The sequence below is a fragment of the Tunicatimonas pelagia genome, from assembly GCF_030506325.1.
Taxonomy (GTDB): Bacteria; Bacteroidota; Bacteroidia; order Cytophagales; family Cyclobacteriaceae; genus Tunicatimonas; species Tunicatimonas pelagia.
Genome location: NZ_CP120683.1, coordinates 4143520 through 4162102, shown reverse-complemented (window position 1 = coordinate 4162102; position 18583 = coordinate 4143520). Strand labels below are relative to the sequence as shown.

Here is an 18583-nt window from a genome sequence, read left to right as displayed (position 1 = left end):
AGTGAAGCGGGCTCTTCGGAGTTCGCTTTTTTATAAACTTCTAATTAATTGCGTAGATTGACAAAAGTGCGTTACTTTGTTTCAATCAATGCTTTTTAAACGCTCAATAAATTCAGCTTCTTCCTCGCTACACCAACGAATATTCCAAACCCTTAGTATTCGTTACCTGTTAGCCTCTGGCCTAATCGCTCTCACGATATTAGCGAGCAATTGGTTTGTAAAGCAAAAAATGCAAGAGCAAATGTCAGATGCTCACTTACTCAATTTGGCGGGGCAACAAGCTTTACTAGGGCAGCAATTACTAAAATCGGCTTTGTTGCTAACTTCTCTAGATAGTGTGCTGCGAATGCCCTACTACACTGAATTGGCTTATACTGTCAGTCAATTAATTCATACTCAAAGTTTGTTAGCGCAGCAGCATAGTCACCTAGCATTGGTGCAAAATGTAGATACTCTCCTTCAGTCAGTTCAGCCCGTTTATCAAGAATTAGTTACTCACGGGCAAGCTTTGGTCGTGCTCTTTCGCCAACCCAACAAGGTTACTTCGGCAAAATACCATCCGCATATTCATGCTTTGCTGCTTGCTGAGGCAGACTATCTCGCCGGAATGCAATCGGTAGTTGGTCAGTACAAGCAAGAAGCTCAAGCCCGGATTGATCGGCTCATTCTAATGCAGCAGTTTCTTACGTACTTATCGTTAAGCATTATTGTGCTGGTTATCTTGTTCATATTCCGCCCGGTAGCCCGCTTTGTCCGTAAATTTTTAGTGATTTTGAGTCAGTCCCGAACGCAGGCCAAAACCTTGGCTCAAGAGCGTCAGCTATTGTTCTCTTCACTGGAGAAGTCGCACAAATACCTGAGTAACATTCATTTTGCCGTTGAGCAAGCTACTCTTTTTGCTAAGATAGATTGTTACGGACAGCTACTGTACATCAGTCCGCAGTTCCGCCAGCAATTGGGCTTACCTAACGACTATAATCCAACGACCATTCCTGACTTACTTCAAATACCAGATGCTGATCTAAAAACAGCTCTTGATGAAGTGCAACAGCAAGGGTACTGCTGTCAGGATTGGGCTTGTACAAACTACTGTCAACAGCTGTTTTGGCTCACCGCAACACTGGTACCGGTCAAAAATGACCAAGGTGAGCTTTACCAGTACTTGTTGCTCGGAGTAGATATTACCGAAAAAAAGGAAGCAATAGAACAGTTGAATTTAGCCAGTCGGGCTAAGATTAAACAGAAGGTACAGGAGCAGCGAATGCGCTCGGTGCTGGTGCTTCAGGCGCAAGAGGAGGAGCGACAACGGATTGCGATGGACTTGCACGATAATATTGGGCAGTCGCTCACGGCTCTTAAGTACAATGTAGAGGCTTTATCATCGCAAGCCCACGATGGCAACATGCGTCAGCAACTTAATGGCATTGGGCAACTATTACGCGAAAGCATTATCAAAGTGCGTCAGACTTCCTTTCACCTAATGCCCAGCGTACTGTCCGACTACGGACTTGCACCCGTGCTAAAGGACTTTGCCCAGGAGATGAGTCGCATCACCCGAAAGAGAATACTTTTTGTCAATCATACTCAGTTTGACCAACGGATGGAAGAGCACGTAGAAACAAATCTCTACCGAATTGTTCAGGAAAGTTTAACCAACGCCCTCAAATACGCCCAAGCCACTCAGATTCAAATCAGCTTGCGCCACAATCGTACTACGCTGTGGGTATCAATAGTAGACGATGGCATTGGCTTTGAGACGCTAGCGAACAGCGTACCCGAAGCAAAGGTAACTGGCCGCGGCTTAGGGAATATGGAAGAGCGCGCTAAATACCTACACGGTAAGTTTACCGTGACCTCTAAACCAGGAAAAGGTACTAACGTTTTGGTTCAGGTGCCCCTGTCTTACCAAAAAGAAGTAGTATATGATAACTATCGTATTAGCTGACGACCACACGGTGGTGAGAGACGGTCTAAGAATGTTGCTGGAAAGCGAGGGCGATTTTTCGGTAGTGGGAGAAGCCGCAACCGGTACTGAAGCTCTCAGTAAAGTAGGAAGATTACAGCCAGATATTGTATTGCTAGACATTCGGATGCCGCACATGGACGGAATAGAAACGGTTTGCCGACTACCCGAATATTCTCAGCAAACCCGCTCTCTGATTATTTCTATGTACGCCCACGACGAATACGTGCTGCGCTCCGCTCGCAATGGGGCCGACGGCTACCTACTAAAAGATGCTACCAAAGAAGAATTGATGCGAGCTATCCGCTCGGTTCACCGAGGGCATAAGTACTTTAGCGGTAGCATATCGCAGGTGCTGATTGACTCTTTTCTTAAAAAAGACTCAGCTACTGATGCGTACCATCTCACGAAACGGGAGCGAGAAATACTAAAGCGAATTACCGACCGGCAGTCTAACGAAGAGATTGCTCAGGCACTGAATAATAGCGTCCGTACTATTGAAACCCATCGGTTTCGGATTATGAAAAAATTGGGAGTAAACAACTGGAAGATGATGGTGCAGTTGGCTCAACAAGAAGGGTTGGTCTAGGATTGAATTATATGGTTATTTAACTAAATAAATAAACTTTTTTTATCTACGTATCAAATTGGCAAATAGGCCATGAAATTTATTACTCATCTAAAAAATACGTAGTTTACGTTTGCGCTATTTAAAAATTGTTTACATGTAGGCCTTTTTATTAAGAATAGCATAATAATTTAGTCATTATCAATCAATATCTGCTATTACATCGCGTAGTTTTACGTACTTTTTGTACGTATTTTTTTGCGTATTAAATATAATAGCCCTTACTTTCCATTTCTCAAAATAAAATTCTGTCCTATTACTAATCAATTTATCTAATCTTATGGAAAACGAAATTTTACACCTCACTTCATTGGCACAAACCGCTACCGCAGTGGCTGATCTGGGAAGTCAGGTTTCTCAAACGCTGCTAACCACCAACAATGTTTGGATGATGGTGGCTACCTTCTTGGTATTCATCATGCACCTAGGCTTTGCGGGCGTTGAAGCTGGATTTACTCAATCAAAAAATACAGTTAATATTCTCTTCAAAAATACGCTGACCCCAGCTATTGGACTAATTTCTTACGCTCTTATCGGGTTTAATCTAATGTACCCAGGAGGTGAGGGTTTCATTGTTAATTTCGCCGGATTCAATCTGGGACCCGGAGCCGATTACGACTCATTAGGCTATGCTGATGGGGGCTATACCTATTGGACAGACTTCTTATTTCAAGGAATGTTCGCTGCTACTGCGGCCACCATTGTATCGGGGGCAGTAGCCGAACGAATTAAAATTAACGGCTATCTGATTTTTACAGTACTCTTCGTTGGTTTAGTATACCCAATTATTGGTAGCTGGCAGTGGGGCGGTGGCTTCTTAAGCACCTATGGTTTCTACGATTTTGCCGGTTCTACGTTAGTACACTCCGTAGGCGGTTGGGGTGCTCTGGCCGGAATCATGATCTTGGGCCCACGCTTGGGTAAATATGCCAATGGCAAAGTAAACGACTTTCCGGGTTCTAGTGTACCCCTGGCAACCATGGGCGTATTCTTGCTTTGGTTCGGTTGGTTTGGGTTCAACGGTGGCTCAGTGCTTTCGGCCGAACCCGAAACAGTTTCTAAAGTACTAGTCACTACCTCACTAGCAGCAGCCTGCGGAGCGGTTGGCGGCTACATAATGGCGTACTTCACGTTCAAACGCCTGGACTTGGGCATGGTACTTAATGGTGTTTTGGCCGGATTGGTCGGGATTACCGCTGGTGCCGACTTAATGAGCCCTTACGAAGCCATGATTATCGGATTAATTTCGGGAGGCTTGGTCGTATTATCAGCTATTGCTATGGATAAACTGAAGCTCGATGATTGCGTTGGAGCCGTGTCGGTTCACCTTACCTGCGGGGTTTTTGGTACACTAGCTGTTGGTATATTCGGCACCATGGCTGGCTGGAGCCAATTTGTAATTCAGTTGGTAAGCATTTTGGCTTGCGGAGCGGCTGCGTTTGCTTCGGCCATGCTTATCTTCTTCGTTATTGATAAAGCGATGGGGCTTCGGGTTTCGGCTCAGCACGAAAAGGAAGGCTTAGACAGCCACGAACACGGTATGCGGGGCTACACCATCGTATACGAATAATAATTCTCTGCTATTGACCGGAGCGAATACCGCTCCGGCTTCACTTTATCACTGATCCATTTCTTATTCTCAATAGGTTCATCACTAATTAGTGGTCAGGGCACCTATTGCCTCAGCCTATCATATTCATACGTAACACACGGACTTCAAAAAACATGAAAAAAATTAATCTACTCACATTCGCATTAGCAACCTTCTTTAGTCTGCCCCTTTTAGCGCAAGATGAAGGTTCATTCTCGTTCTCCGGTTCGGTAGACACTTACTTCCGCTATAACGCCAATTCCTTCAACCGGGCTATAGACGGTGACGATGGCTTAGGTTTCTCAGCTCCGGCTACTTCATTTGCCAACCGCCCTGGTTTTGGGTTAGGTATGGTAAATCTGATTTCTTCCTACGAAGGCGAGAAGGTTGGGTTTGTAGCCGACTTGGTATTCGGGCCACGGGGGCAAGAAGCTGTTTTCAATTCTACCGGATCATCTAATATCATCAACCAATTGTATGTCTATTACAATGCAAGTGATGCCGTTACGCTAACACTAGGTAACTTCAATACTTTCTTGGGCTACGAAGTAATTTCTCCTACTGGCAATTTCAATTACTCAACTTCGTATATGTTCTCAACGGGCCCGTTCTCCCATACCGGGCTGAAAGCTGATTTCGCACTAGCTGATGGTTTTTCAGCGATGTTAGCGGTTATGAACCCAACCGACTACACCGATTTTAATCTGTTTGATACTTACACCTTAGGAGCGCAATTGGGCTATGATAATAACGGAGTGAGTGCCTATCTGAATTTTCTCTACGGCGACCAAGATGGTACGCTTAATGAAGACTTACTACCTATTTTACTGGACAATGAGTCGCTTGGTGCCACATTCCAAGCTGACCTTACAGCGGGTATTGACCTTAGCGATGATTTTTACCTAGGTTTAAACACCACTATTAATACTACCGGTACAGGCGAAGAAGTTGCAGGTGGAGACATCCAAGATGTTGACGGCGATAACTTTGGCTTTTACGGTGCCGCCCTTTACGCCCAATATGCAACCTCAGAGACGGTTTCTTTTGGGGCGAGAGGTGAGTATTACTCACTGTTTGAAGGAGATAACAGCGAAAATATTATAGACTTTACAGTATCCAGCAATATTGCATTAGGTAATCTAACATTGATTCCTGAAGTTAGAATAGATGTAGTATCCGACGAAGATAGCCTTGGCTTTGCTAGCCGAGATGGAGAGACTCAATCTTCCTTGGCGTCATTCATTTTTGCTGCGGTATATTCTTTCTAAACCATTAATATAGGAGTAATTTATGAAAACGCGGTGGTTGTCTTGTTTACTGGTAGTGTGGGCTATTTCTCTAGGAAGTGCCCAGCTAAATCAGGTATACTTTCAGCAAGTGGTGCCAATGACCGCGTTTTCTCTTACGCAACTTAAAAGTTACACCCAACAGTATTTCCAATCAGAAGACTATACTCAGTCTGAAGATTCTGCCTTAGTCATCAGTGTTGATTCTACCTCATTTCGGTTTCCGCAGCAGTTTATGCTGTATAACCGTTCGGCACTAAAGCACCCGGTCGGGTTACTTACCTATCGGGCTACGGTTGATCTGAAAGAAGGCAAACTACGCTACGCTGCCGATAGTATCTACGTTCAGAATTACACCCGTAATCGCTACAGTCGCTACGTAGCCGACAAAAATTCTCCTCAGCTGCTAAGCGAGTGGCTGCCGAAGTGGCGCGATAAGCAGCAAGATCAACTAGAGGAGCAAATTCAAGCATCTTTAGAAGATCAGCTCCAGCAATTAGTTGATGCCCTACATCGGCAGAAAACGGAGCAAATAAATGCTGCCAATTTGGAAGACTGGTAATCAAGTAATTGCAAAAGTCACTTTCTCTTCCTTCGGAAAAGGGGGCTACAGAAATTTTTATACCTACGCTTTGCTGCAAAAACTGAGTACGCCCACTTTGAGCTACTCACTCGTACCGCAAACTTACTACCGGATTACGACGAGCTGCTTTTACCGAGTGGAAACTCATAGTAGTGAAGGCAATAAGGAGGGCAGCCACACTGGCGAGTACAAATAGTAAGATATTAATCTCAGTTCGGTAGGCGAAGTCCTGTAGCCAGCGGTCAATTAGCCAGTACGCTAAGGGGGCAGCCAATAGTGAAGCTAGCCCAACCAGCACCATCACATCTTTAAAGAGTAAGTACACAATCTGTGGAACGGTAGCTCCCAATACTTTCCGCACTCCAACTTCTTTGGTGCGCTGCTCGGCAGTAAAGGCTGATAAACCTAAAACTCCCAACAACGAAATAAACAAGCAGATGCCGGAAAGCACGGAAATAAGCGAGCTTTGCCGCTCATCAGTCCGATACAATTCATCGAAGCTTTCGTCCAGAAACTCGTACTCAAACGGATGGTTAGGATCGTAAGCTGCCCATTTCTCCTCGATAAAGTCCATCGTTTCCGGTATATTTTCTCCCTTCAATCGGGCGTAGAACACTCCACCGGCTTGGTTAGCAGGAATAATAATTGTCGGTTCAATCGCATTATGCAACGAGCTTGTATTAAAATCTTGCACAATACCCACTACGTTACCTAACTCTTCCCCGTGAAAGAATTTCAGTCGTCCACTGAGGGCATCTTCCAACTTAGCCCCTGTTCGGTTAGGATTGTACCAACCTAGTTCTTTGGCAGCAGCTTCGTTAATGATGAATGATTTACCATCGGTATCGCCCGCCATATCCGGGCGAAAATCGCGTCCGGCCAACAAAGAAATATTCATGGTCGATAAGTAATCTTCCCCTACAAAAAAGGTTCGGAATGCCTGGGTGGTTAAGTTAGAATCAACCTCTACTTGAAAAACACTATTACCAACACTCAATCCGGGCACGTTGTACGAAACGGTGGTGCTTAGTACACCATCGTACTGTTCCAGATCGTTTTTAATGTAAGGAAGCTGATTTCGCACCAGCGTGTCCTGGATTGGCACCAGTAACAAATGCTCTCGGTTAAAGCCTAGTTCCTGATTTCGTACGTAGCTAATCTGATCTTGCATCAGTAGCGTACAAATAACTACCGCAATAGAAATAGTAAACTGAAGGGTGACCAGCGTTCTCCGGAGCAGAATACCCGAAGATGATGACTTAAACGCCCCTTTCAGTGATTGCACACTAGAAATGGCGGGTAAATAAAAGGCCGGATACAAGCCGGAAACTATCCCGATAAACAATGTAATACTGACTGCCCCAACCAGTAGCGTAAGATTCTGTAGCAAGTTGAGCGACAGGCTTTTCTCAATCAAGTCGTTAAAAGGTGTGGCGTACAATACGATAAAGACCAAACCGAGGGCAATAAGTAGTGCCAATACTGATAAGAGCACTGATTCACCTAAGAAGGAAAGAACTAACGCCCGACGGCTGGAACCCAGCACTTTTCGCATCCCAATTTCTTTCATGCGGTTACCCGAGCGCGCTGTTGCCAAGTTCATATAGTTAATACAGGCCAGCAGCAGAATGAACAGACCAATCCCCCCGAAAGCATACACGTACGCAATGTTCCCCTGCGGCTGGTCGCCTCCCTGCTCCGAGTAAAAGTGTACGTCAGCTAGCGGCTCCAGATAAAACCAGAGTTCACTGCTTACTTTATCACCGAAGGGTTTGATGTATTTTTCGTGAAAAGGCGGAAGCTTCTCAAAGAAATCAGCGGTGTTGTACCCTGTCGGAAACAGGAGGTACGTAAACACATCGGGGTTCCAAATGGCCTCCGAATTAAATTCACCGTCTTGCATGGCCCACTCCCGGGGCTCGATGAACGATACGAGCGCATCAAATTTTACGTGAGAGTTATCGGGTAAATTTTCTATCACTCCCGTAACCGTGAAATTCTCTTTGCTCTCATACAGCAACAAGGTTTTACCTAGGGCTTCTTCTTCACCAAAGTATTTCTGAGCTAGTGCTTCGGTGAGCACTACACTATTCTTCTCCCGCAGCGCGGTAGTAGGATCTCCCGCAAGAAAGGAATGCGTAAAAATTTTGAAGATAGTAGAATCTGCCCGCCCCCACTCTTCTTCGTTGTACAGACTTTCTTCTCCGGCATTGGGCACCGTCACTAAAATACGTCCCATTCCTTCCAAACGCACAAAAGAAAGTATCTCTGGGTAGTCTTCCGATAGCATCGGCCCCATTTCCCGTGCGGCACTGGCAGTATGAAATTCTACTCCCGGCCCCTTCACGTTGGTGACCAAGCGATAAATTTGCTCATGCTTTGCGTGGTGCTGATCGTAAGTGAGATCATTTTGCAGGTACAGCAAAATGATAATACTCACCGCAATACCAATTGCCAGACCAATAATATTGAGCAGCGTGTAAAACTTATCTTTCCAAAAAGTACGAACAGCAAACTTGAAATAGATACGCAGCATTGTAGTGGTTGAGAGGATGGAAATTATCTAAGCTTAAGCTACAATAATTATTGCTAATTTCCTTTTCCTCGCTCTACATATCCCCTGTTTTGGGTGATAGATGCCTTGTAAACACGCGCTCTAAAATTGGCGCAAGTGATAAAATAACGTTTGTATTCTCAGAACCATAAACCCACGCTAGGCATTTTTCTTCACTGCTTCAATCATCTGCTTGATATGTTTCTCTGCGCCGAACATATCTTCGTACACTGCCGCAATTTTATGATTGGCATCTAGCAGGTAAGTAACCCGGCGTACTACTTTTAAGAAAGGCACCAGTGCTTGGTATTTTTTGGCAACTTCACCACTTTTATCAGAGAGTAATTCAAACGGAAGCTTATGCTGTTGTTTAAATTTTTGGTGACTTTCTATGGAATCCCGGCTAATTCCTACCACTGTAATATTTAAGTCGCGAAAGACCGAAAAAGAATCCCGAAAACTGCAAGCCTCTTGGGTGCAACCGGGCGTAAAATCTTTGGGGTAAAAGTAAATGATCCCGGGCTGATTCGCTAAATCGCGACTCAGCTTAAAGTGACTACCACTGGTAGAAGGAAGATAGATATCGGGAGCGGGTTGATTAACTTTTAAAGGCATTATTTATAAAATGTAATATTTCCGTTATTGAGTACAATTACTAATCTTATGTTGAGCTGTACCGGAGCAATAAATTTGTGTAATACAGTACATTAGCCTAAAAACCAACAGAATAGATAAGATTGATGTTTGTAATTTTTCAAGAAATAAAAAAAGGATATTTTTGTAACAGTCAGTAAGTAATTGTACGTATGGATATTCAAGGCAATTCAATTTTAATTGTAGAAGACGAAGCGAGCATTCGCAGTTTGTTAGCCAAAATACTGGGGCTAGAGGGATACAAGATTTTTGAGGCTAGCGATGTGGCCTCTGGGCGGGAAATCCTCCGCAATGAAACCATTCACCTTCTGCTTACTGATGTAAACCTACCCGATGCTAATGGCATCGATTTCACTAAATACGTGAAGAAAGAGTACCCCCTCATTGAGGTAGTGGTATTAACCGCTTTTAGCAACGTGAAGGATGGCGTGCAAGCGATGAAGTTGGGTGCATTTGACTATCTGGCAAAAGGTGATGGCGATGAGCGCTTACCATTGGTTGTGCAGAAAGCCATGGAAAAGGCCGTGCTCAACCGAAAGCTACAAGAAATGGAATTTCGGTTAGACTCCAAGTCTAGCTTCGCTAAGATTGTAGGGAGCTCACAGTCGGTACAGCGAATGCTGGAGCTAGCAAAAAAGGTAGCCGTAACCGATACTACCGTACTTCTACTGGGCGAAACCGGAACGGGTAAGGAGCTGCTAGCCGAAGCAATTCATTTGGCTAGTCGGCGCCGCAAGGGAAACTTTGTAGCGATCAACTGCGCGGCCATCCCTAAAGATCTGCAAGAATCTGAACTATTCGGCCATAAGAAAGGCTCATTCACCGGAGCCAGCTCCGATAAAAAAGGGTACTTTGAAGCGGCCGACCGAGGCACTATTTTTCTGGACGAACTAGGTGAAATGTCTCCTGAGCTACAAGCTAAACTACTGCGTGTGTTAGAAACACGTATGCTTAATCGGGTGGGCGAAACCGAACCTATTCCAGTAGATATTCGCATTATTGCAGCTACCAACCGAGAGTTGGTCAACGATGATAATGAAGCGTTTCGCCGCGACCTGTATTATCGCCTGAGTGCTTTCACTATTGACTTACCCGCTTTGCGCGACCGCAAAGAAGATATTGATGTGCTGGTAATGCATTTACTGAAAGAGCACGCCGAACGAGCCAACAAATCAATTTCTAGTATTGATCCCGAATTTCTGGATTACCTTAAGCGCTACAACTGGCCGGGGAATATTCGCGAACTCCGCAATGTGGTAGAGCGTGCCGTTATTTTAGCCGATACCGACCGTCTAACCCCCGATGCTTTACCCAATGAGATTTTACACCAAACAGCTCCAGTAACAGTTAGTAGTCCGGCGAGCAATCATACCCCAGTCAGTTCGGGTGGTTCACCCGCTACAGTGAGCTATGCGCCCGACTCTGGACTGGTAGATTTAAAATCGGTAGAGCAGGCTCATATTCTTAAAACGCTAGAGTCAACGAATGGTAATAAATCAGAAGCGGCTAAGCGATTAGATATTGGGTTAGCCACCCTTTACCGCAAGCTAAAAGAGTATAACATTAGCTCATAATTAGAATCTACAAGCTTTCAGACTGATAGAACTATTATCATAATGATGAACAACTTACCTTTTTTTGGGTATTTTATCCCCACTTCCAACCTTCTGATTAATTTTTGTAACTGATATGTCGAAGAAGACAAACGTTTTACAGTGGTTCAATCCGCATTGGCATTATCAGAGGATGAAGATTAGGGCGCAGATATTTTCCGGATTTCTTTTAGTAACAGTTCTTACCTTATTGCTGGTAGGAACTACTATTTACTACCTCGGAAACCTGGGGGATGCCTCCAACAAAATTCTGGAAGATAACTACCGAGCTATTAAAGCTACTGAGGGAATGACCGCATCCCTTTCCAAAATTGATCAAATCCTTTCTAAAATATGCCTGGGCACAAACTACGATGACTCTACCCTGATGGATATAATGGTGGCTGAGCAAGTGGTGTTTGAGAATCAACTGATCCTCTGCCAGAACAATGTTGCCGGAGAACGAGAAGATGCACTGTTTAGCCAGATTCAGGATGAGTATCTTGCTTACAAAGAGGATATAGGGCAATTTGAGTATACGGTAGACCGCATTGGACTGTATTTTACTGTGCTTCAGCGACGAAACGAATTAATTCGGGAAAACTGTATTCAACTAGCTAGCATTAACCACGCCCAGCTTAGTAAGAAAGATGCCATTGCTCAGCGATTGTATTTCCGCTCTAAAGTATCGGTATTTCTGATTCTGGTGCTGGTACTTATTATTGTCGGGTGGGCGGTGTACCAGGTGCCCCACGCTATTGTAAGGCCGCTTACGGATATCACCGAAAAAATACGGCGGATTTCGCAAGGGGAGTACCAGCAGAAAATTACGGTAGACTCGCGTAGTGAGTTGGGAGAGCTTGCCCAAGCTTTTAACGTAATGTCTATCAAACTCCAGGAATTCGAGAAGCTCAACATTGAGGAAGTGCAGGCGCAGAAGAGTCGGATGGAATCGATCATCAAAAGCATGAGCGATGGGCTAATTATGCTGGACGAAGACAAGCGAATCATACTAGTGAACGAATCAGGTAAGCAGATTACCAATTTGGAAGATGAGCAGTTCTTAGGGAAAAAACTCAGCGATTTTGCTGATAATGAAGTAACCGCCGAGCTTAATCAGGTTATTAGGGAAACTGCTCGCCAGTCGGATAAACCAAACGGTCAGGATACCCATAATTTCTTAAAGGTAGATAACTACCACGGCAAGAAGGCTTTCTTCACTAAAGAAATTATGCGAGTATACGGACGAGAAGACTCATTTCGGAGGTTTATCGGCTATATTGTCATTCTCAAGGACATTACTGCTTTTAAAGAATCTGACGAAGCCAAATCTAAATTTGTTGCGGTAGTTTCTCACGAGCTAAAGACTCCGCTTTCTGCCCTCAATATGAGTCTGATGTTACTGCAAAACCCTCGTATTGGGGAGTTGTCGGAAGATCAGTCTGAAATTGTAGGCTCAATGAAGCAGGAGGTGCATCGGTTGGTTAAAATGGTTACCGAACTACTGGATTTAGCTCGAGCTGAGAACGGAACCATTCAGATGGATAAGAAACTCGTCTCCCCTCAAGTACTCATTGAGTACGCCACAGCTCCCGTACAGGTTAAGCTTCTGGAAAAGAACCTTACGCTGAAAAATGAAACTGCTGAAAACCTACTGGAGATCAACATTGATCCTGAAAAAATATCGTGGGTGCTCATTAACCTGCTTACTAATGCCATTCGCTACGCTCCCGAGGGAAGTGAGGTAATTGTTGCTACCAGGCAAGTAGGCGATTACGTAGAGTGCTCTGTTCAAGATTTTGGCCCGGGTGTATCTCCTAAAAATGCCCGAAGAGTGTTTAACAAGTTTGTGCAGCTATCCGATAACGGCAAGAAGAACAAAGGAGGCTTAGGATTAGGCTTGGCTATTTCTAAAGAGATTGTGCAAGCTCACGGTGGGCAAATCTACGTAGAAAGCGAAGAAGGCTTAGGCAGTCGCTTCTACTTCCGCATCCCACTCGCTGACTCTATTAATGAAGAGCCGGAAATTATCTACGATACGCTACCTCAAACAGTAGAAGTAGAAGCTCAACAAGCTTAAGAAACCAGGAATAACCTTGCTTTCTTTTCTGCGTTACTAAGTATTTCTATCGTTTTTCCTTTCAGATTGCATGACTCTCTCTCCCGGTGTTCGCTACATGCTACTGGCTACTTTTCTATTTGCCTGTATGAATGTGCTGGTAAAACTAATATCGCATATTCCGGCGGTAGAAGCCGTGTTTTTTCGAAGCTTAATTTCTCTGGTGATGAGCTATTCTGTTCTGCGGGTTCAGAAGGTGAATATGTGGGGAAATAACCGTAAGTGGCTAGTGGCTCGGGGTGCTTTTGGGGCGGTAGCTCTAGTTCTATACTTCACACTGCTACAAAATATTCCGCTGGCTACGGCTATTACCTTACAATTCTTATCTCCCATTGCCACTGCTATTTTAGGCATGTTATTACTCCGTGAGAAAGTCTGGACTCTACAGTGGTTTTTCTTCTTGATTACTTTTATAGGGATGCTGGTTATCAGCGGCTTTGAAGCTCGGATGGAACCAGTTCATCTACTAATGGGCATCATTGCCGCAGGTGGGTCCGGCATGGCCTACACCATTATTCGCAAGCTCAACCATTCAGAACATCCGTTGGTGATTGTGCTTTACTTTCCGCTGGTTACTCTTCCGGTTACTGGTATTCTCTCTGCTTTTGAATGGGTGCAACCTCAGGGCTGGGATTGGCTAGTGCTGCTAGGAATTGGGGTGCTTACGCAGTTTGCTCAGTATTTTATGACCAAATCCTACCAAGCGGAAGAAGTTTCTAAAGTGGCTAACCTTAATTACCTTAGCATTATTTATGCCCTACTGTTTGGGTTTTTCTTCTTTGGCGAGACGTTCAATATACTTACCTACGTAGGTATGGTACTAGTAATCGCCGGAGTTATTCTGAATGTATGGTACAAACAGAAAAAGCAAAAAGAAAATCAGCCAAAGCGAGAATCGGTAGTTTAACAATGTAGTACCAGGTGTTAAAGTGTTATTGTTCTGAGTTTTAAAGTTCAGAGTTCAGTAACTTAACGCCATAACACTTCAGCACGCTAACACCATAACATCTAAGTTGAAATTCACCTTACAAAAAACTGATACTAAAAGTAATGCCCGAACCGGCGAACTGGTTACTGACCACGGAACAATTCGCACGCCCATTTTTATGCCAGTAGGCACGGCCGGTACCGTGAAGGCCGTTCATCAGCGGGAACTCAAAGAAGATATTAATGCCGATATTATCCTTGGCAACACGTATCACCTCTACTTGAGACCTGGCATAGAATTACTAAAGCAAGCGGGCGGGCTGCATCGTTTCAATGGATGGGATCGTCCAATCCTAACTGATAGTGGTGGTTATCAGGTATACTCACTTACCAATATGCGTAAGATTAAGGAAAAGGGCGTTACTTTTCAATCGCATATCGATGGCTCTCGGCATACATTTAGTCCGGAGTCGGTAATGGATATTCAGCGAGCTATTGGAGCCGATATTATTATGGCCTTTGATGAATGTACTCCCTACCCTTGCGATTACGAATATGCCAAGCAATCCATGCACCTAACCCATCGCTGGCTGGAGCGTTGTATTGAACGCTTTGATTCAACCGAGGGGCACTACGGTTACGAACAAGCCTTGTTTCCCATTGTACAGGGCAGCACTTACCGTGATTTACGTCAGCAATCAGCAGAGTTTGTAGCGAAGCAAAATCGGTTGGGTAACGCTATTGGCGGATTGGCCGTAGGTGAACCAGCGGAAATGATGTACGAAATGACTGATTTGGTTTGCAATATTTTGCCAGCCCATCAGCCTCGTTATTTAATGGGCGTGGGCACCCCTGCCAATATTCTGGAGTCCATTGCCTTGGGAGTAGATATGTTCGATTGCGTAATGCCTACCCGCAATGCCCGCAACGGAATGCTATTTACTACTCAGGGAATTATCAACATTCGGAACGAAAAATGGAAGAATGACCTTTCTCCTATTGATGAGACACTAGGCGGTTACGTGAGCACGTTCTACAGCAAGGCGTATTTGCGACATTTAATACACGCTAAAGAGATGTTGGGACCGCAAATTGCAAGTGTGCATAATTTAACGTTTTATCTTTGGCTAACCCGGCAGGCCCGAGAGCAAATAGAGCGGGGAAGTTTTGCTAACTGGAAAAATCAAATACTCCCCACAATTATGCAACGCTTGTAACCGTAGTTGAAGTAAACCATCCGATGCTTAAAATATTAGATCGCTACTTACTTAAGAAATTTCTTGGCACCTTCGGTTTTGTGGTGCTGATACTGGTGTCTATTGTTTGCGTCATCGATTTTACCGAAAAAAACGATGATTTTCTGGAACATCAGCTAGGTGGTGTAGAAATTCTCGCCTACTACCTGGACTACATTCCGTACCTAGCCAGTCTGATAACCCCCATTACTGTTTTTATTGCGGTAGTATTCGTCACATCTAAGTTGGCGAACAATACTGAAATTGTGGCGATGCTGAGTAGCGGAGTAAGCTTTCCTCGCCTGTTGGTGCCGTACTTCATCGGTTCCTCCCTTATTGCGGTAGTAAGCTTCTTTCTGAACGGATGGGTAATTCCCAATGCTAATAAAGACCGGATTGCTTTTGAGCAAACGTACATTAAAAGTCCGTTTTACTACGACGAACGGAACATTCACATGAAAGTAGCTCCGGAGCTGTACGCCTACATGGAAAGCTACAATAACAGTAATAATGTGGGTTATCGGTTTACCCTAGAGCAAATTCAGGGTAACCAGATGCTGCAAAAGCTTTCGGCTCGCCGTATTGAGTGGGATTCTACCCAGTCGAAGTGGACGCTCAAAAACTGGACGCTGCATCAGTTTGACGGCGAGGATGAAACCATTTCGAACGGAGTAAGCTTGGATACTACTTTGAATATTTCGCCCAAAGATTTTGGTAGTACCTACGGATTATTTGAAACCCTCACGTTGCCTGAACTAGATCAGTACATTGCTCAGCAACAGGAGCGGGGAGCTAACGATATTCCGGTGTATTTGGTAGAAAAATACATTCGCTATATGTCGCCCTTCACGGCTATTATTCTCACGTTTATTGGCGTAGTTATGTCGGCTAAAAAAAGTCGGGGTGGTTCAGGATTCCAGATCGCACTGGGCTTCCTGATTGCGTTCGTCTTCATTATCTTCTTTATTTTCGCTCGTAGTATTGCCGAAGTAAATTCTATGGATCCCATGCTGGCGGTCTGGCTGCCGAACATTATATTTACTATTGTCGGTATTTTTCTCTACTACATCGTTCGCCGTTAATGGCTGCCCGAACCAAACATTATGTACTACTGCACTTCATTGTCCTGATTTGGGGGTTTACGGCAGTGCTTGGTCTACTTATCAGCATCCCTGCGGTAGAAATCGTTTTTTTTCGTACCCTCATTGCCTCAGGTGCCATTGCGTTACTGCTGTGGTTTCGGGGAGTTGATTTTCGGGTACCAGGGCGAATGTTAGCCCTGCTGGGCACCGGAAGTTTAATTGCCCTTCATTGGATTTTGTTCTTTGGAGCGGCTCGGGTTTCTACTGCTTCAGTTACTTTGGCCGGAATGGCTACCTGCTCGTTGTGGACATCTTTAATTGAACCATGGATGACTCGCCGCAAGATTCAACTCTACGAAGTACTACTGGGCGTACTGGTGATTGTAGGGTTATACGTTATTTTTCGCTTTGAATTTACTTACGCATTAGGCCTTGGCATGGCCATAGTTTCTGCATTGATTGCCTCTGTGTTTACCGTACTCAATGCCCAGTTCAGTAAGCATTACGACCCATACCTGATAACATTTTACGAAATGGTGGGCGCAACCCTAAGCATTGCTTTGTTCTTTCCAATTTATCAACAATGGATTAGCGATACAGGTGAGTTGTTCCTCAGCCCTTCGGTAAGCGACTGGCTGTGGTTGTTGGTGCTGGCTCTGGCTTGTACGGTATACGCCTATTCGGTATCTGTAGAATTAATGAAATACGTAACGGCTTTTGCCATGAATCTGACGAATAATCTGGAACCGGTGTACGGAATTGTGTTGGCCGTACTGGTGTTTGGCGAGAAAGAGCAAATGACCCCGCAGTTTTACGTGGGTACACTAATTATTTTAACTTCAGTATTTGCCTATCCGCTCATTCGCCGTTACCAAAAAGTGAGAAGGTATTACCGAATTAGCAGCCGTAGAGATTTAGAGGAAGCTTCGTAAAAGAAGAGAGATATGACCGGAGACCGGAATTTAAAATTGATCGTTGATGGAACCAACCAGCTAATGAATAATGAGTAATGACTGATGAATAATGATTAACTCCCAACACCTGAACACTGCAACTTTCTAACCCGTGCGACGGTCGCCTGTAACTCAATGACCAAGTGACAATCTAGCCATTTTGCAACCTAGCACTACATAGACGAGTTCTCGATAGAAGCCAGCTCTACCAGTTTTTCAAACTCTTTGTCGGTAATATCTTGGTAGAAATAGTGAATCGGATTTACCTTCTTACGGTTTTTAATTACCTCATAGTGCAGGTGAGGTCCCGATGATGTTCCGGTATTGCCGCTGTAAGCAATAAGCTCACCCCGCTTTACTTTCTGCCCTACTTTTACGTTAAACTCCGATAAATGAAAGTATTTGGTCTTGAAACCAAAACCGTGGTCAATCTCAATATTTTTTCCGGCACCAGTAAAGCGGGTAGATACTTTAGTTACCTGACCTGCTCCGGTGGCGTAAATCGGCGTTCCTACCCGAGCTCCAAAGTCTATCCCGTAGTGCATTCTCTTTATTCTATGTATCGGATGAAAACGCATACCAAACCCAGAAGATAAGTACGATTGCTTTAATGAAATAGGGGTGATCGCTGGAATAGATGCCAGCATTAGGTGCTGCCTTTTAGCCAGACTTAGTATCTCGTCGTACGACTTGGTTTGAATATACATCTGGCGCTTTAGCTGATCGAATTGGGTGAGCGTTTTAAGCAGAAAGTCTCCGTTCTCTAAACCCTGCTCTATCAAATCTTGGTAGCGACGAGTGCCACCTATTCCAGCATTGCGGATGGAAGCCGCAATAGGCTCTTGTTCAAAAATAGTGCGGTACACTTTATCATCGCGGTTTTGCAATGTTGCTAGTGCCTGACCCGTTTGGTTCATCTCCTTATTCAACATCTCTAATCGAAAAACTAACTTTTCATTTCCTTTACGGAGCAGTTTTTCGTTAGGTGAGTCGTAGTAGGAGAGGTAAATTACCAGAATACAGACCGCGCCAATCATTACTAGTGAGCTGTATAACAGAATATCTAACACAATACTAGCTGATGTCCGTTTTATCGGTTCGTATTTGCAAGTCTCTGTATCGTAACGGTATTTTACTTTTGACATCTGTTAAGACTGGTTTGAGACTGATAGTTTATCTTTTTGCGATAAGGTTAAAAAAATTCTATAATTTATATTGTAAAAATACTATTTACTCTCCAGAAATTAAACTACAGCTTGCGCTAAATAGTACATTGATTAGTTTTCTGGCTTTTACGATTTTCAGCCCTGAATTTCCCCAATTTGATGTATCCTAGCGATAGGAGAGTGAGAGTATCGAGAAGGAAAGTATAAAAAAAGGTGTACTGAATAGTAGGCCAATGCACGAAAAAATACA

14 protein-coding genes are annotated in these 18583 nt (G+C 44.2%); 11 read left to right on the top strand and 3 right to left on the bottom strand.

The window, feature by feature from the left end:
- The first annotated feature begins 88 nt into the window (after nt 1-88).
- From P0M28_RS17855 to P0M28_RS17835, 5 genes are all read left to right on the top strand, one after another.
- The gene (locus P0M28_RS17855; protein WP_302203967.1) at nt 89-1945 is read left to right on the top strand and encodes a PAS domain-containing sensor histidine kinase; all 1857 of its coding nucleotides are present in this window, start codon (nt 89-91) and stop codon (nt 1943-1945) included.
- On the top strand, nt 1923-2552 hold the full coding sequence (locus P0M28_RS17850) for a response regulator (RefSeq protein WP_302203965.1): 630 nt from the start codon (nt 1923-1925) through the stop codon (nt 2550-2552). Before P0M28_RS17855 ends, P0M28_RS17850 begins: the two co-directional genes overlap by 23 nt.
- A 319-nt stretch (nt 2553-2871) precedes the next feature.
- On the top strand, nt 2872-4161 hold the full coding sequence (locus tag P0M28_RS17845) for an ammonium transporter (protein ID WP_302203963.1): 1290 nt from the start codon (nt 2872-2874) through the stop codon (nt 4159-4161).
- A gap of 155 nt (nt 4162-4316) precedes the next feature.
- Nucleotides 4317-5450 (top strand): outer membrane beta-barrel protein, encoded by a 1134-nt coding sequence (locus P0M28_RS17840; RefSeq protein WP_302203961.1) that lies wholly within the window; start codon nt 4317-4319, stop codon nt 5448-5450.
- Nucleotides 5451-5472: 22 nt separating this feature from the next.
- Nucleotides 5473-6030 (top strand): hypothetical protein, encoded by a 558-nt coding sequence (locus tag P0M28_RS17835; RefSeq protein WP_302203959.1) that lies wholly within the window; start codon nt 5473-5475, stop codon nt 6028-6030.
- 106 nt (nt 6031-6136) lie between these two features.
- Here the strand turns inward: P0M28_RS17835 and P0M28_RS17830 are convergent, their stop codons facing one another.
- Both P0M28_RS17830 and P0M28_RS17825 read right to left on the bottom strand, forming a co-directional pair.
- Complete coding sequence (locus tag P0M28_RS17830) at nt 6137-8587, bottom strand: ABC transporter permease (RefSeq protein ID WP_302203957.1); 2451 nt, start codon at nt 8585-8587, stop codon at nt 6137-6139.
- A 177-nt stretch (nt 8588-8764) separates the two neighbouring features.
- Complete coding sequence (locus P0M28_RS17825) at nt 8765-9220, bottom strand: peroxiredoxin (protein ID WP_302203956.1); 456 nt, start codon at nt 9218-9220, stop codon at nt 8765-8767.
- A gap of 191 nt (nt 9221-9411) precedes the next feature.
- Here P0M28_RS17825 and P0M28_RS17820 point away from each other — a divergent pair, with 191 nt between their 5' ends.
- The 6 genes from P0M28_RS17820 (at nt 9412) to P0M28_RS17795 (ending at nt 17146) form a co-directional block, all read left to right on the top strand.
- On the top strand, nt 9412-10833 hold the full coding sequence (locus P0M28_RS17820; RefSeq protein WP_302203955.1) for a sigma-54-dependent transcriptional regulator: 1422 nt from the start codon (nt 9412-9414) through the stop codon (nt 10831-10833).
- A gap of 115 nt (nt 10834-10948) precedes the next feature.
- Nucleotides 10949-12931 (top strand): sensor histidine kinase, encoded by a 1983-nt coding sequence (locus P0M28_RS17815; protein ID WP_302203954.1) that lies wholly within the window; start codon nt 10949-10951, stop codon nt 12929-12931.
- 70 nt (nt 12932-13001) lie between these two features.
- A complete protein-coding gene (locus tag P0M28_RS17810) occupies nt 13002-13877 on the top strand; it encodes a DMT family transporter (RefSeq protein ID WP_302203953.1) in 876 nt (291 codons plus the stop codon).
- Between the two features lie 106 nt (nt 13878-13983).
- On the top strand, nt 13984-15114 hold the full coding sequence (gene tgt, locus P0M28_RS17805) for a tRNA guanosine(34) transglycosylase Tgt (RefSeq protein WP_302203951.1): 1131 nt from the start codon (nt 13984-13986) through the stop codon (nt 15112-15114).
- 23 nt (nt 15115-15137) lie between these two features.
- Complete coding sequence (locus P0M28_RS17800) at nt 15138-16214, top strand: LptF/LptG family permease (protein ID WP_302203950.1); 1077 nt, start codon at nt 15138-15140, stop codon at nt 16212-16214.
- Entirely contained in the window at nt 16214-17146 is a 933-nt protein-coding gene (locus P0M28_RS17795; protein WP_302203949.1) for a DMT family transporter, read from the top strand. The genes P0M28_RS17800 and P0M28_RS17795 overlap by 1 nt, the downstream gene beginning before the upstream one ends.
- Nucleotides 17147-17340: 194 nt before the next feature.
- Here the strand turns inward: P0M28_RS17795 and P0M28_RS17790 are convergent, their stop codons facing one another.
- Nucleotides 17341-18312, bottom strand: a complete 972-nt coding sequence (locus tag P0M28_RS17790) for a M23 family metallopeptidase (protein ID WP_302203948.1) — start codon at nt 18310-18312, stop codon at nt 17341-17343.
- Nucleotides 18313-18583 lie beyond the last annotated feature (271 nt).